The sequence below is a fragment of the Undibacterium sp. FT79W genome, from assembly GCF_014284215.1.
GTDB lineage: Bacteria > Pseudomonadota > Gammaproteobacteria > Burkholderiales > Burkholderiaceae_D > Undibacterium > Undibacterium aquatile.
The window spans coordinates 269,291-284,956 of record NZ_JACOGB010000007.1; the positions used below are offsets into that span (position 1 = coordinate 269,291).

Below are 15,666 nucleotides of genomic sequence, written 5' to 3' on the forward strand. Positions count from 1 at the left end.
CGGTTTTAAATTCAGTAAATATCTGAATTAATTGGTAAAAATCAGAGTATTACCAGATTCTCTGGCCAGTTTAAATTCAGAAAAATACTTCTTTTGTCTGAAATCAGGTAAATCTTCTTTCAGAACCATCAATGCAATCTTTTGCTTATCAAGCAGAATCTGAAACTGCATATCGCTTAGCACGATATTATTTTTGTGAAGCTTGTTACCCCAAAATAAATCACTGCTTCGGCTATCAACGATTCGAACCGGGGCTTTCAAATAAAATGGCAATGAAGATTGATGCTCAAAAACACGGTACAAGATAACCTCAGACCGAGGAAAATCCGTCCTCAACCATGCAGCAACTTCTTTTGTGGAAATATAATTTTGCCTCACATCGATCACTTGCAACATGGCCGGCAAACTCATCATCGGAACCAAAACGTATAACAAAACACCCAGTTTACGTATACGGTATGAGAAAAACGTCACCAGAATTGATGTGATCAACAAAATTTCAGCAAAATACCGGGTAAAAATTCCCTTAATAAACAGGCCATTCAGGGCTTCGTTTTTCCCATTTAAAAACCACAAGGTCAGCGCGAAAAATAAAATTGACAACAGTGCCCCTGGAATTACCAGCCCCCAGCGACCACCAAATTTCGCGTCTTCCAACATCAAAGCCAGTTGAATCGCCACAAACGGCATCACAATCACGAGATAATAATTTGCCTTCGCACTGGACACAGAAAAAAATACCATAGGTATCAGCCAGGCAATACACAAGAACAAATGTATATCCCGCTGACGTGCAATATTCGTTCGGGCAAATGCTAAGACCGGAAGGAAAAATGACCATGGGAATAGAAACAGCAACGCCCGTGGAAGGTAATACCACCAAGCACCTGCATAGTAATCATGCGGCTCCCTCTTCCCCAGGAATCTTAAGATGTGTTCGTTAATGAAATAAAACCAGGGGAAAATAGGTTCAACCAGCATTGCTGCGATATGCCACGGAGTCGCAATGAGGAAAAAAACCAACAACCCCTTCCAGTGCAAACACTCATATAAACGAGACAGGAAGTTTTTCAACGTTGACGAGCTTAACGCAAGGTAAGTGCCCATAACCGCGAAAAATAAAATCAACGCAACAAATCCCTTCGCCAGCAAAGCAAGCGCCAGCATAGCCATACATACGTAGAGTAATTTACCTTGTTTTCTTACGCAGAACAGATATCCCGACATCACTGCCGCCGTCAGCAATACGGTCAGCAACATATCAAACATCAGGATACGGGACATCGCAGTAACGCCAAGACTGCTGATAAACACAATAGCCGCCAACCTGCCAGCGTACTCTCGCCCTATTGATTTAGTGAACCACAAAATCAGTCCCACGCATCCAATACCAGAGGACACCGGAACCAACCTGGCAACCCACTCTGACTCACCAAATACCGCAAAAAAAACCGCAGTCAACCAATACAACAGAGGAGGTTTCTCCATGTATGGCAGCCCGTTCAGATGAGGAATAATCCATTGGTGCCAATCACCGGAACGTAACATTTCACGGGGGATTTCTGCGTACAATCCTTCGTTGTTATCCAGAATCGGATAGCTGCCCAACTTGAAGCTCACAAAATAACAAACAATACCCCATACCAACCAAAGAGGTATTTCTGGAAATTGAATGTTATGCTCGCGCTTCATCAGTAATTTTGTATCAGATCAATAAATAAAAAAAACGGCAAGCATGAAGGCTTGCCGTTTTTGCCAATCAGTATCGTTATGCAGCTGTCGCTACATTTTTCGCCCACACTAAAGCAGCCAAATGAGCTGTATTTACGTCCTCGGCGGAAATCTTTAACGACTCAGCCAAAGAACCAACCAGCATACTATTCAACTCACATGCCTCTGCCAAGGCTAGGTAAGGACCAAAAACCCCTTCCCTCGAAATCAATGCCTCGGTAACAACTTCGGGTAACTGTATAGTCGAGAGTACATCTTCCATCGGCAAACCAAGTAAGCGATCAAGCAAGGAAAACATCCCTGCAACAAAAAGATTTTCCGCTTCAGACTTCGGCATTTTCATTTGACCGAGCAACTCAGCAAAGCGCCCGCGTACAATTGCAGTTTCCAGCAGAACCGGAGAATATCCGCTGGTACTTGCGGTTGCAAGCAAAACAGTTAACCATCTGTATAGCGGACTGTAGCCTAACATTTGTACCGCATGCTTCAACGACTGAATTTCTGTGCGCAGGCCAAAACCAGCAGAATTAATGTAACGCAATAACTTGTATGCCAGCGTAGCATCGCGTTTAACAACCAACTCCAGCTGCTGGACATCCGCATTCTTTCTGACCATTTCCATCAACTGCAATATCGTAGTCTGCGCTGGATTCAAGCTTTTTGGCGCGGAACTGGGTCTGGGAATCAAATGCAACTTCCCAACAAAACTATCCAAACCTAAAGCTGCACAAGCATCAAAATCCTGCCACGTAGATACATTACGCGCCACCATCTTGACCGACGATTGCTTCAAGGATGCATATACTTTTGCCTGAGACGCAAAGTTAGCCGCATTTAACTGCACCTCAATATGAGAGACAAATGCAAAAAATGAACGCTCCAGCGTTGTAACTTCAGCTCCACGAAGGCAAATGCCAAAGCCCAAAGCCCGCAGCTCCTTCACTGCCTCCAGGGTAGATTCATCTGCAAAATACTTTTTATGCAAAATCAAGACAGTATTTTTTGGTGGAAATGATTTGAGTCCATCAGCATGCAATAATTCAGGCAATGCTTCAAGAAACACCAAGCTGTCCGCAAGTAAAAAACCGTCATCATCATTCAGATGACCGGCAACAAATTCCAGTAAATAATCAAGATTTTGGCTGTCTAACTGAGCGTTGGAATCCGCTTGTTGCCATGAAAACTGAAAACCAATCACGCGTTGCTTAGGGTCAAGCAGCGGTTCTCTTAAGATGAAATTATCTTCAATCATATAGAATTTATTATTTATTTAACCACAGAGACAAAATCATCAGGAACAGAATTCATCCAACAGCTCATTTGATTTCACTGATAGGCAAGAACATTTTTTGTCTCGAGGTTTTTGCAGATAATTTTAAAAAAATTCAGTCACTTTTTTAATTTCATCCGACTAAGACAAGTATCTCATTTCAGAATATTCGGCAGGCACCCTGCCACAGAGTGCCTGCAAAACCAAGACAACTGTCAGATAGAAAGTCTGATGATAAACCAACTCACTAACGCATCCGCATTTGGCAGCAGCTTAAATCAGGCGCTCTTACCCAATTTCTCAAAAATTTTCGAAAGCTTTTCATCCAAGGTTGCGGCAGTAAACGGCTTAACAACATAGCCATTCGCACCAGCTTGTGCAGCAGCAATAATGTTTTCTTTCTTCGCCTCTGCAGTAACCATCAGAACCGGAATTTTAGAAAGCGCAGGATCAGCACGAATATGTTGCAACATAGTGAGGCCATCCATATTAGGCATATTCCAGTCAGAAATAATAAAGTCGAAATCACCGTTTTTCAACTTCGCAAGCCCCATCGCTCCGTCCTCAGCCTCATCCACATTGGAGTAGCCTAACTCTTTAAGCAAATTTCTTACTATGCGACGCATAGTAGAAAAATCGTCTACAACTAAAAATTTAAGGTTTTGATCGGCCATGAATTACTCCATTATTTCTTTGAATACAATTACTAATATTATCGGTCAATTTAAGAATAAGAGGTGGGTTAAATTGCATTGAAGCATGTCTCCTCACTCCATCAAACCCTAAGTGCACGGCTTCCATGTGTTGCCAAATAATGCAATACCTTTGTTGGCAATTCGTTTAAGGGCGCAACTTCATGTGTCGCACCGATTGCAATTGCTTCCCGAGGCATTCCAAATACTACACAAGTTGCTTCATCTTGCGCAAAATTATAAGCACCAGCGTTTTTCATTTCCAACATGCCAGCAGCACCATCTTTCCCCATGCCAGTCAATATAACACCAACAGCATTTTTACCGGCATAAGTAGCAGCAGAACGGAACAGGACATCAACGGATGGGCGATGCCGATTTACAGGTTCTCCGGTATCGAGTTGGGTTACATAATTAGCACCACTACGGGCAAGGAGTAAATGTGAATGTCCCGGTGCAATATACGCATGCCCAGGCAAAACACGCTCTCCGCCCACAGCCTCAGATACAGAAATTTTACATAAACCGTCAAGTCGCTTTGCAAACGAGCGGGTAAAGCCTTCTGGCATATGCTGAGTAATTAAAATGCCTGGACAATCTGACGGCATTTGCACAAGAAAATTCTTTATCGCTTCAGTGCCTCCGGTGGAAGCACCGATAATAATCAGTTTTTCACTACTGGTTAAAGGATTACGCACCAATGGCAAAGCACCCGGCGTATCTTTAGTATGATCAACAGCAGAAAGCACTCTTGGTCGGATTTTTGCTTTTGATGCAATGCGGATTTTATCGGCGATTAACTCAGCATAATCAAGCATGCCACTCTGAATCGACATTTTAGGCTTTGAGACAAAATCAACAGCCCCTAACTCCAGAGCCTTCATCGTGATCTCTGACCCTCGCTCAGTCAGTGAGGACACCATAATGACCGGCATCGGCCTCAAACGCATCAGGCGCTCAAGAAAATCCAAACCATCCATCTTCGGCATTTCGACATCTAAAGTCAAAACATCCGGATTAGTCTGCTTAATCAGTTCTCTGGCAACCAGTGGATCAGGTGCGACACCAACAACTTCCATATCCGGTTGGCTACGAATAATTTCACTCATGACGCTACGAATGAGCGCCGAATCATCAACAATTAATACTTTTATTTTCATCTGGAAAAATTCCATATTCGCCTGAAGCTTACAAAAAATTCAGGTCAAAATTAAAACAAATCGACTTCCCCACCCACAGAGGTCGTTTTTAAGCGACTTGCATAATCCTGCTCACGTTTTCTCAGTGTGTCATTGTGTTCTACTTTTAATTTTTTGACGAGAACCTTACCCGTTTTTGGAAAAAAATATACTTTGCGAGGATAGATATCATTCAGATCCTCCGCAATCACACGCATGCGCTCAGCCTTTAAGTAATCCAGAACAAACTTTGCATTTCTCTCACCTACGTTGATAGCTGTAAAACCACGTAACACGTTTCCACCACCAAAAACTTTTGCTTCCATGTTTTCTCGCTTCGCACCTGCTTTCAGTAGCTCATTAATAAGCACCTCCATTGCATAGGTACCGTAACGCATAGAGGCAGAAACAGGATTATCTGCATCGCCACCGGTATCCGGGAGCATAAAGTGATTCATCCCCCCTACCCCAGTCACACGATCACGAATACAAGCAGAAACACAAGAGCCAAGAACCGTCACGATCAACATGTCTTTGTTCGTGAAATAAAACTCTCCTGGCAAAATTTTTGCAGCGTCACAATCAAACGTCCTGTCAAAATATACGTTTGTTGCAAAATGCTCTTCACTCAACTTACTCATAAGCTACCTTTGTGCAAATGATTTGTTGCAACTCGTCCATTGGCAGCATTACCAGAAGAAAGCTCGTACACGGTTTTCCCCTTCAACTTAAAATCATCCGACACGTATAAAAAATTCTCAGAATGTCCCGCGAACAATAATGCATCGTGCTTCATTAATGGAACGAATTTCCTGAGAATTTTGCCCTGAGTGGGCTTATCAAAATAGATCATCACGTTTCGACAAAAAATCGCGTCAAACTCCCCCGACAGCGGCCAACTATCAGCAAGCAAATTAAGCTGTTTGAAGGTAATCATATCGATTAGCTCTTGCCTTACTCTGACAAGTCCATCTTGGTTACCTTTTCCTTTAAGGAAAAATTTTTTCACCCGATCTGGAGATAATTTCTCTACCCTGTCGATGTTATAAACACCTTTCGACGCAGTATTCAAAACGTTAGTATCAATATCCGTAGCCACGATATGCGCTGGGGGACGCAAAGTACCAAAGGCCTCACAAAGAGTCATGGCAATCGAATACGGCTCCTCTCCGGTAGAGCTGGCGGAACACCAAATTTGAATTGGTTGCTTACGATGTTTTACAAAATCCGCAAGAATAGGGAAATGGTGTTCTTCGCGAAAAAAAGATGTCAAATTTGTAGTCAAGGCATTCGTAAAAGCCTCCCACTCCAAACTATCGTGCTCTCTCTCCAAACTGTTCAGATAATCCGAGAATGAATTTATTCCTGTCGCCCGTAAACGCCTTGCGAGACGACTATAAACCATCTCTTGCTTGCTATCGGCGAGAGATATGCCTGCCCTCTTATATATCAGCTCTCTCACACGATCAAAGTCACGAGAGTGAAATTCAAACTCCTTTGAGTTTTCTGATCTTTCTTTTGCGCCAATATTTCTCATCAAAGACTTTCAAAACTAAACTCAGAACTTATTAAGCACCAAAGAACACCCGGGTCCACATACGAACACGCATTAATTTAAAAATCAAAACTCTTCCCATGAGTCATCTGCAGCAACCTTCTTAACATTAGAAGCTTCTGTGTTTTTTGTTGCCGAAGGCAATGCCGCTGGTTTAACCTGATTTGGTTTGACTACCGACTCACGATATTGCGTAACAGGTCTGACCACTGGCTGCAGCGAATTAGACAATTTAAATACACTTACAGCTCTAGCCAATTCGACAGCTTGCTCCTCCATACTTTCAGCTGCAGCTGCGGCCTGCTCAACTAACGCAGCATTTTGCTGAGTCATTTCATCCATCTGAGTAATTGCCAGATTGACTTGCTCAATTCCAGCGCTTTGCTCCTGACTTGCAGCAGCTATTTCGCTCATGATATCGGCAACATGTTGGACGCTAGTGACGATTTCATCCATCGTTTTACCAGCCTCATCCACCAGCTTACTTCCTTGATCAACCTTATCAACCGAGTCGTCAATCAAGGATTTAATTTCTTTTGCTGCGCCAGCACTGCGTTGAGCTAAATTTCTCACTTCAGCAGCAACAACCGCAAAGCCTCGCCCCTGCTCCCCCGCCCTGGCTGCCTCAACTGCGGCATTCAACGCGAGAATATTCGTTTGAAAAGCAATCCCATCAATAACACCAATAATATCGACAATTTTTCTCGAACTGTCTTTAATTGATCCCATTGTATTCACAACCTGACCGACAACAGCGCCACCTTTAACTGCAACACCGGTCGCAGATACGACCAACTGATTTGCCTGCCGCGCATTGTCTGCATTTTGCTTCACTGTACTTGTCAACTCTTCGATAGAACTGGCAGTTTCTTCTAAAGAACTCGCTTGAGATTCAGTGCGTTGGGAAAGATCTGCATTTCCGGACGCGATTTCCTGAGCAGCGAAAGTAATTGTTTCGGTTCCTTCCCTAACTTTGCCAACGGTTGCGGCCAAGCTGCTGTTCATATTTTTCAGCGCGAGCAGTAGCGACGAGACCTCATCACTACCAGCAACAACAACATCACTACACAAATCACCGCTGGCAACTGTTTCAGCCAAACCAAGCGCTTCAGATAAAGGTTTAGTGATGCTGTTAGTCAGTATCCACGCGATCAATGCACCTATACCGAGCGCAAAAACCAGAATCACATAAAGAATGTAAGACAACTTTTTAGCCGCAGAGTCTGCACGATCAAATGCCTGAGTAGCGGCGACGGCCTGTAGCTCAACCAACTTATTGATTTCAATAATTTGTTTATTACTAATTGGGTCTAAAACCGTTGCAATTATTTTTACTGCCCCCTCAGCGTTAAAAGCCAAAGCTTGGCCAACCGCGTCTTTAAAAGGGCCTGAGGCTTCTTTATCTAATTTAGCTATCTCGTCAACGATCTTTTTTTCGTCGTCACTTAATCCTAAAGCTGAAATTTTCTCTTTTGAATCATCGTATAACTTACGCTGGGCCTTGACTCGTCCTTCTTCTTTTTGCATCTCACCGACATCCGATTGGATACCGATATTACGCATTGCAATTCCACTTTCATAAAGAGAGCTTTTCATCAAATTAGCCAGTGCCTGCTTTTGGTTTGCCAGGCGCAAGTTTTCCGACATATCTTTACGATTCGACGCATTCAATGCGTTGACCAGCAACATCACCGCAACAATACCGCCAAGAATAAGGGCGAATCCTAAAGCTAAACGAGTACCAATTTTCAAATTACGTAAATTCACAACTATCTCCCTGATAAACAGTTATTCTGTTTTTATTATGATCTTAAAGAAAAATTTACTACCTAAGCTAATTGATCGACGAGCCCCATTTCTGGGCTAGACATCAATTTATCTATATCAACCAGGATCAGCATTCGATCTTCTAACGTCCCTAAACCAATCAGAAAATCAGTGCTGAAGGTGGTTCCCATTTCTGGCGCAGGCCTGACCTGACTAGGCAATAAGGTAGTGACATCTGACACACTGTCCACCACCATCCCAACAATTCTGCCTTCAATGTTTAAAATGATGACAACTGTAAACTGATCGTAAGTCGGGCTTCCCAGATTAAACTTAATTCTCATGTCTACAACCGGAACGATAATTCCTCGCAGATTAATCACGCCCTTCAAAAATTCGGGCGCATTTGCAATCCTGGTGACTGCTTCGTACCCACGAATTTCCTGGACTTTTAAAATATCAATGCCGTATTCCTCATTTCCCAGGGTAAACGCAAGAAACTCATTGCCCGCGACGTCAGAATTTCCTTCGTGAGCGGAAGATTTAGTTTCGTTGGCTAATTGTGTCGATTGTGACATTTTCAATCCTTTATTTACGTTTCTAACTATGACTATCTATTTGACCGGAGCAATGCAGAAACATCCAGAATAAGAGCAACGCCTCCATCGCCCAAAATTGTTGCGCCAGAAATTCCCGGCACTTTTTTATAATTTGACTCAATATTTTTAACAACGACTTGTTGTTGCCCCACCAAATCATCAACAAATAAAGCTGCTTTTTTCCCATCCACTTCAACAATGACGAGAATACCTTCTGACGGATTAAGAAATTTAGGCGTTAAATTAAAGCGCTGATAAAGAGGAACTAAAGGTAAGTATTCATCTCTGACCTTAACAACGGTTCCTTTACCACTGACCTCTTTGACATCTACTGCGGCAGGTTGCAGCGATTCGACAACAAAACCAAGTGGCAATATGTATATTTCGTCACCGAGCTTAATTGACATCCCATCCAAAATCGCTAATGTCAACGGTAACGAAATAGTTATGGTAGTACCCAGCCCCATTGCAGAACGAATATCAACAACGCCTCCCATCGCAGAGATGTTTCTCTTAACGACATCCATACCGACACCACGTCCGGAAACATCTGTCACAATTTCTGCTGTCGAAAATCCTGGGGCAAAAATAAGTTGCCATACGTCAGAATCTGACATCGAATCTGGCGCCACTAAGCCATTTTCACGAGCCTTTGAAAGTATTCTTTCCCGATTCAGTCCACCACCGTCATCACTCACTTCTATGACAATATTTCCACCCTGATGTACTGCAGACAGAGACAATTTTCCAATTTCACTTTTACCACTTTGCGTTCTGATTGCTGGTATTTCTATCCCGTGATCGATACTATTTCGCACCAAATGCGTCAAAGGATCAACGATTCTCTCGATCAAACCTTTATCCAGCTCAGTCGATGCCCCGTGGGTAATGAAATCGACTTTTTTACCTAGCTTTGTCGCAAGGTCTCTCACCATGCGTGGGAAACGAGAAAAAACATAATCCATCGGCATCATGCGAATTGACATGACTGCCTCTTGCAGATCACGCGTATTCCTTGTCAAGTGTGCGACACTCCCCAATATGCGCTCGTGAACAATAGGATCTAATTCCTGTGTTCGCTGCTCAAGCATCGCCTGAGTAATGACAAGCTCGCCAATTAAATTAATGAGCTGATCGACTTTCTCTATTCCCACACGGATTGTTGACGTTTCTTGAGAGGCGACATGCTTTTCTGCGTCTTTCTTTACTGAATTTTTCTTCTCAACATGATTTGCAGACGAAGCAATACTGTTAGCTTGCATTACCAGTTCAGTGGCTTTATCTGAATCCGAAACGGACTCTAAAGGAGGAAACATAGAATCAAGTGGCTCAAAAAAGCCGTACCCCAATTCATCCTCAGTTTTTTCCTTATTTTTTTGGGTAGCTTGCGTAGAGAGTGGTACTTCTGTAACGGTAAAGCAATCCGGATTCAGAATAAATAAGCAAATAGAAACGATATCGTCAGCCGCTTCATTCGTGCTCAGATAAAAAATAGTTTTATCTGATTCAGATTCGATCTGAGAAATCGATCCAAGCAACTCCAGCTCAACTTGCAACGCCTTTGCATCATTCTCACTCAAACCTGTCATTGCAATTTTGAATGCGGATTTATATTCAGTATTATCCAAATCGGCAACCGGAGTTGGTGGAAGTGGGACAGGAGCGACAACTGGTACAGCCTCATTTGAAAAAGATTGCAACAGCATTCTGGCGTCACCAACGGCATCCTGATCCACCGGGGTGCCAAGCCGATGACCATTCACCTGCATTTTCAAAATATCTTTTGCAATAAGAAATGCATCAACGTGCTCAGCAGTCAACGCCATTTCACCTTTTCTGATTTTATCTAACAGGGATTCTAAAACATGAGTCACTTCACTCATGTCATTGAGCCCAAAAGTAGATGCCCCTCCCTTTATTGAGTGAGCTGTACGAAAAATAGCATTTAAGTCCTCTGGCTCAGGGGACAAAACATCGACGGCAAGCAGCAGCTTTTCCATTTCGGCAAGAAGTTCATCCGCCTCGTCAAAAAAGACTTGAAAAAACTGACTCATGTCAATCGTCATTATTAAACTCCGGGATATACATTAATAAACTGAAAATCAGCCTATTACTTTTTTAACGACTTCTGTGAGCTTTTGAGGATCAAAAGGTTTTACCAACCAACCATTTGCACCAGCTGCACGTCCTTTAGATTTCATGTCATCGCTAGACTCGGTGGTCAACATCAGAATTGGCACTCTTTGGTAAGTAGCCAGTCCTCTTAACGATTTGATTAAAGTCAACCCATCCATTCTTGGCATATTCTGATCAGTTAAAACAAGATCCACTACCTGATTCCTGGCCTTCTCAAGGCCATCTTGCCCATCAACCGCTTCAATTACCTGATACCCGGCAGCCTTTAAACTAAATGCAACCATCTGCCTCAATGAACCAGAGTCATCTACCGCTAAAATCGTTTTGGCCATAATTACTCCATTTTTCGAATTAAATGCAACATACCTGAAAGCCCGAAGTGCAACTTAAAACAGCTCAACATCTCCGCTTTCCAAATGTTTCTGATGAACTGCCTTTCTCAACAAATTCTGCAGATCAGCACTCTGTTTTTCGAGTCGGGAGGTGGTTTCTTTCAAAAGACAAGCGATATCATCACTGTCGATATCCAGTGTGACATCCCCCCCAAATAAGCCTAACGTTGTTAACACTTCCCTAAGCCCCTCACAGCGTTGCATCGTTCGGGAAAGTAATTGACTCGTCATATCCTGAAACTGCAAACCAGTTACTGCAGCGTTAACGTGGGTAGCAATTTCAATTTGAATTGTTTTCAATCTATCGCTTGTGGCGTCAGAAATCAGACCCGAATTCATGATCAGTTGAATTTCTTCTTGCTCCTTCAAAATCGCGGAGTGAAGCGCAAAAAAACTGGCACTAAGTTTTTCAATAGCCTCACCGAGCAAAATTGCCGTTTGCGCCAAGTCGGTTTCAACCTCAGAAAGATGGGCGTTTCCATGATCCGACACTCCCGTTAACAACTGCTTTACCTGAGAACTCAACAGTTTCTTTTCGGACATCTTAAGCATCCTCTCTGCATAATTTTTCAATGGCTAAGTGCAATTAAAAGTTACTTTGCAGACTTAACAGAAACTTCAGCGCTTGAATCTGCCTGATTTACCACCTCAACAGCACCGCCATCCTGCGATGCAGATTCTTCAGCCTTCTTATTCATCACAATAATACTAATCCGCCGATTAATCGGATTGAGCGGGTCTTGCTTGTCAAATAAAACAGACGAGGATAAACCCACAACCCGCAAAACCTTAGACTCGTCCATCCCTCCAAAAATCAACTCGCGCCTGGATGCATTCGCCCGATCAGCTGATAACTCCCAGTTGCTATATCCCTTTTCCCCCAAGCCATAAGGAGCCGAATCGGTATGTCCAGACAAACTGATTTTATTCGGTACCTCATTTAACGCTTTGCCTATCTCATGCAAGATCTCTTTTGTATAAGGTTGCAATTCAGCTTTTGCCAATGCAAACATTGGGCGATTCTGCTCATCAACCATCTGGATACGCAAACCCTCAGTGGTTATATCCAGCAGTAACTGCTTTTTATACATTTTCAACGTGGAATTGGACTCAATTGCCGCTTCGATTTTCCCCTTCAAAGCTTTAAGCCTATCTGCATCAGCTTTTGCTAACGCAGCCTCGGCAGCCTGAAGGTTATACGAGCGCTTCTGGGACTCGATATCACCTTTACGGTTCTGCCCCTCACGCAAACTAAGATCCTTCCCCCCACCTTTAATTACGCTCGAGCTATCACCACTACCATCACCGCCAGCCATTGCGACTTTTAGCGGAGTCTGAAAATATTCAGCAATACCTTGCAAGTTTCCCTTTGCCGTAGATCCAAGAAGCCACATAAGGAGAAAAAATGCCATCATTGCGGTCACAAAATCAGCATAGGCAATTTTCCACGCGCCGCCATGGTGGCCGCCACCAGACTTTTTAATCCGCTTTACTATTATCGGCCGCAGCTCTTCATTTGCCATTGGAAAACCTTGCTAGACTCACTATTTTGACTTCGATTGTTTTATATGCTCTTCCAACTCACTAAAAGTTGGCCGCTCTGTTGAATATAAAACTTTGCGCCCAAACTCAACTGCCAATGCGGGGGCATAACCATTCAAACTGGCGAGCAAAGTTACTTTTATGCATTGAAAAGTTTTTGATGACTCCTCCAATTGCTGCTCCAGCAAACTTGCAAGCGGTGCCACGAATCCATAAGCAATCAAAATACCCAAAAAAGTCCCAACCAAAGCATGCGCAATTAAAATTCCTAATTCAGCAGGAGGAATACCTACAGATTCCATGGTATGTACCACACCCATCACCGCAGCAACAATACCGAAGGCCGGTAAGCCATCTCCCAATCTAGCAATAAAATGAAAAGGCATTGCTCCTTCGTGGTGGTGCGTTTCCAATTCATTATCCATTAGATTTTCAATCTGAAAAGCATCCATATTTCCTGACACCATCAATCTTAAATAATCACAGATAAATTCCATCATGTGATGATCATGGACAATTGATGGGTATTTACTGAACAACGGACTTTCTTCTGGTTTTTCAATATCGCCCTCGATCGACATCAACCCTTCTTTCCGCACTTTTGTCAGCACATCAAAGAGCATGGTCATCAGTTCCATATACAGAGCTTTTGAGTATTTGGATCCCTTAAAAACGTTTGGCAACGTCTTAATTGTTGCCTTCAAATTCTTAGCGTTATTTCCTACAAAAGAAGCACCAAGAGCAGCGCCACCAATCATAAGTAACTCTAATGGCTGAAATAAAACAGCAAGATGCCCACCTGCTAGCGCATAGCCACCAAACACAGACCCTAAAATTACAATATAACCAACAATAACTAACACGGAAATTTACTCCCTGACTGGAAAATTACGCTCAAATATCTTACGTCAATCATATCAGCCCAACTAATAGGAATCATCAGAAATTGATGTAAATCTATGCAGAAATGATGTGTCTTTTAAAGAATTTACTCTCGACATCACATTTGCCACACATACAATATCTCCCCTTTTTCACTCACTTGAATTTCGAAACTCGGGGGCTCACCATCAATAGGAAACTCGTAACTCATAAAAATACTTCCAGGCACCATTTCATATTGCACCTTTTTCCAAATTTCTGACATCACTACTGGCGACAAATAAGCAAAAACAACATCAAATTTTTCAAAATTTAAATATTCGTAACTCCCAAGTTGAAATTTGACGTTTTGACGACGTAAGATTTTTGACCTTAGAAAACTAAACAGCCAGGGAAATGAGGAAATTTCAACGCCAGTTAACTTCCAATCCGGTCTGGCTTTAGATAAATCAATAATCAAGCCGCCCAAACCACTTCCCGCATCAAGCAGCCGCAACTTTTCTTTATCAGAGAAAAATTCCAAAAGCCTTTTCGACAACGACGAGTGGGATGGAAAATATGGCACCCTTGTAGTGAGAGTAGTGCCGAAAACAAAAAAAAGAAAAAGAAATATAACCAAGCTAAGCGCAGATGAAATCTGCAGATACAAACCGAGGAAGATAAAGATGGGAAAGATGAATGCAATAACATTCCACCACCACTCACATTTAAGCAGAAGTGAAATTAGGAGAGACAGAAATGAATGAAATAAAAGAAGAAGAAGAAATGTGAACGGACTAAATACGTATCCGTAAAAATTTTTGACAATGATCGCAAAAGAAAAGCAAACGACGAACGATAAAATCTGAACTAGTAGCGCCTTTAGTAAAGGATATCTGGTCTGAGCGCTTGAAGGACTATGACTTTTGTGACTAACACGCAATGCCTCCAAAGCAACTCCTATTTAATTAATTATTAAGCCACCATCTCCAAAGGAATGTCAGCCTCTCTCGTTTTTTTAGTTTTACCTGCGCGGGAGGGAACATGACACAACCCGCACTTATAATGATTATTCAAATCCAATGAATGTGCAACAAAATGGCCACCGCATTCAGAACATTTTGCAAATGTTAGCATTTTCCCTTCGAAAAACCGGACCAAAGTCCACGCTCTCGTCAAAGACAGCACAGCGTCGTCAGGCGATACACAACCAACCTGTTCAAGATAAAGCCGATAAGATTTAACAACAGCTTCAATACCGGAAACTTCAGCATGCTCATTCAAATATTTATAGATATTCATAAATAACGATGAGTGGATATTTGGTTGCCAAGTCGTAAACCAGTCCGTTGAAAATGGAAGCATTCCTTTCGGAGGAGACACACCTTTCAGCTCTTTATAAATCTTTAAGAGCCTCTCACGAGAGAGTGACGTTTCAGACTCCAATAATTGCAAGCGAGCACCAAGATTTACTAAATCTACCGCTAATTGAATCTCTGATGCTTCATTCAAAACACTTTTGCTAGCCATATCAACCTCTCGTCATTACTTAAAAGATACTCAACACACAGTTTTAATGAATTTCTTCGACAGGCTGACCTGCCATTAAAATCGCTGCGTGAGAATGAGCGAGAGAACGCTCTTTATTATAATTAGTGAGCATGCAAAGAATCGAGCTGTCTTCAAAACGAAATCTTGCCAACATCATATTGGACCCTGCCAGCTTTAGGATTTGTGAATTATTCAAACCCTCAATTAAGTCAGCAATTTCCTTACCTATCCCAAGGCGGAAAATGGCAGTTGCCTTATCAGCACGAATCATTTGCTGAGCAAGCATTAAGTAACTCAAGTTTGCATCACGTATTTCAGCCATCATGTCGTTCTGTGTCATTTTCCTACCCTCCAATACATGTTCAAAGGCGAAGTATCTTGCCGTTGAGATA

At 42.5% G+C, this 15,666-nt stretch carries 16 protein-coding genes; all 16 read right to left on the minus strand.

Features of this window, described 5'->3' with window-relative positions; genetic code table 11:
* Positions 1 to 27: 27 nt before the first annotated feature.
* The 16 genes from H8K38_RS14480 to flhD all read right to left on the minus strand — a co-directional run bounded on the left by H8K38_RS14480 (position 28) and on the right by flhD (position 15,614).
* On the minus strand, positions 28 to 1,692 hold the full coding sequence (locus H8K38_RS14480; RefSeq protein WP_186885538.1) for a glycosyltransferase family 39 protein: 1,665 nt from the start codon (positions 1,690 to 1,692) through the stop codon (positions 28 to 30).
* A 76-nt stretch (positions 1,693 to 1,768) separates the two neighbouring features.
* Positions 1,769 to 2,983, minus strand: coding sequence for an EAL and HDOD domain-containing protein (locus H8K38_RS14485; protein WP_186885539.1), 1,215 nt, complete (start codon positions 2,981 to 2,983; stop codon positions 1,769 to 1,771).
* A gap of 296 nt (positions 2,984 to 3,279) precedes the next feature.
* The gene (cheY, locus tag H8K38_RS14490) at positions 3,280 to 3,675 is read right to left on the minus strand and encodes a chemotaxis response regulator CheY (protein ID WP_186885540.1); all 396 of its coding nucleotides are present in this window, start codon (positions 3,673 to 3,675) and stop codon (positions 3,280 to 3,282) included.
* A gap of 101 nt (positions 3,676 to 3,776) precedes the next feature.
* Complete coding sequence (locus H8K38_RS14495) at positions 3,777 to 4,853, minus strand: chemotaxis response regulator protein-glutamate methylesterase (RefSeq protein ID WP_186885541.1); 1,077 nt, start codon at positions 4,851 to 4,853, stop codon at positions 3,777 to 3,779.
* A 50-nt stretch (positions 4,854 to 4,903) separates the two neighbouring features.
* Positions 4,904 to 5,512, minus strand: a complete 609-nt coding sequence (cheD, locus tag H8K38_RS14500) for a chemoreceptor glutamine deamidase CheD (RefSeq protein ID WP_186885542.1) — start codon at positions 5,510 to 5,512, stop codon at positions 4,904 to 4,906.
* Positions 5,509 to 6,408: a CheR family methyltransferase gene (locus H8K38_RS14505; RefSeq protein WP_186885543.1), complete on the minus strand. Its 900-nt coding sequence runs from the start codon at positions 6,406 to 6,408 to the stop codon at positions 5,509 to 5,511. The genes cheD and H8K38_RS14505 overlap by 4 nt, the downstream gene beginning before the upstream one ends.
* A gap of 84 nt (positions 6,409 to 6,492) precedes the next feature.
* Complete coding sequence (locus tag H8K38_RS14510; protein ID WP_186885544.1) at positions 6,493 to 8,193, minus strand: methyl-accepting chemotaxis protein; 1,701 nt, start codon at positions 8,191 to 8,193, stop codon at positions 6,493 to 6,495.
* 62 nt (positions 8,194 to 8,255) lie between these two features.
* Positions 8,256 to 8,771: a chemotaxis protein CheW gene (locus tag H8K38_RS14515; RefSeq protein WP_186885545.1), complete on the minus strand. Its 516-nt coding sequence runs from the start codon at positions 8,769 to 8,771 to the stop codon at positions 8,256 to 8,258.
* Between the two features lie 32 nt (positions 8,772 to 8,803).
* Positions 8,804 to 10,858 (minus strand): chemotaxis protein CheA, encoded by a 2,055-nt coding sequence (cheA, locus tag H8K38_RS14520; protein ID WP_186885546.1) that lies wholly within the window; start codon positions 10,856 to 10,858, stop codon positions 8,804 to 8,806.
* Between the two features lie 36 nt (positions 10,859 to 10,894).
* Positions 10,895 to 11,260, minus strand: a complete 366-nt coding sequence (locus H8K38_RS14525; RefSeq protein WP_186885547.1) for a response regulator — start codon at positions 11,258 to 11,260, stop codon at positions 10,895 to 10,897.
* Positions 11,261 to 11,314: 54 nt separating this feature from the next.
* Positions 11,315 to 11,863 carry a chemotaxis protein gene (locus H8K38_RS14530; protein WP_186885548.1) on the minus strand — a complete coding sequence of 183 codons (549 nt, stop codon included), beginning with the start codon at positions 11,861 to 11,863 and terminating at the stop codon, positions 11,315 to 11,317.
* Between the two features lie 50 nt (positions 11,864 to 11,913).
* On the minus strand, positions 11,914 to 12,843 hold the full coding sequence (motB, locus tag H8K38_RS14535; protein ID WP_186885549.1) for a flagellar motor protein MotB: 930 nt from the start codon (positions 12,841 to 12,843) through the stop codon (positions 11,914 to 11,916).
* A 21-nt stretch (positions 12,844 to 12,864) separates the two neighbouring features.
* Entirely contained in the window at positions 12,865 to 13,725 is an 861-nt protein-coding gene (motA, locus tag H8K38_RS14540; RefSeq protein ID WP_186885550.1) for a flagellar motor stator protein MotA, read from the minus strand.
* Positions 13,726 to 13,862: 137 nt separating this feature from the next.
* On the minus strand, positions 13,863 to 14,267 hold the full coding sequence (locus H8K38_RS14545; protein WP_186885551.1) for a class I SAM-dependent methyltransferase: 405 nt from the start codon (positions 14,265 to 14,267) through the stop codon (positions 13,863 to 13,865).
* 431 nt (positions 14,268 to 14,698) lie between these two features.
* Positions 14,699 to 15,253 carry a flagellar transcriptional regulator FlhC gene (gene flhC, locus H8K38_RS14550; RefSeq protein WP_186885552.1) on the minus strand — a complete coding sequence of 185 codons (555 nt, stop codon included), beginning with the start codon at positions 15,251 to 15,253 and terminating at the stop codon, positions 14,699 to 14,701.
* A 43-nt stretch (positions 15,254 to 15,296) separates the two neighbouring features.
* The gene (flhD, locus tag H8K38_RS14555) at positions 15,297 to 15,614 is read right to left on the minus strand and encodes a flagellar transcriptional regulator FlhD (RefSeq protein WP_186885553.1); all 318 of its coding nucleotides are present in this window, start codon (positions 15,612 to 15,614) and stop codon (positions 15,297 to 15,299) included.
* Positions 15,615 to 15,666 lie beyond the last annotated feature (52 nt).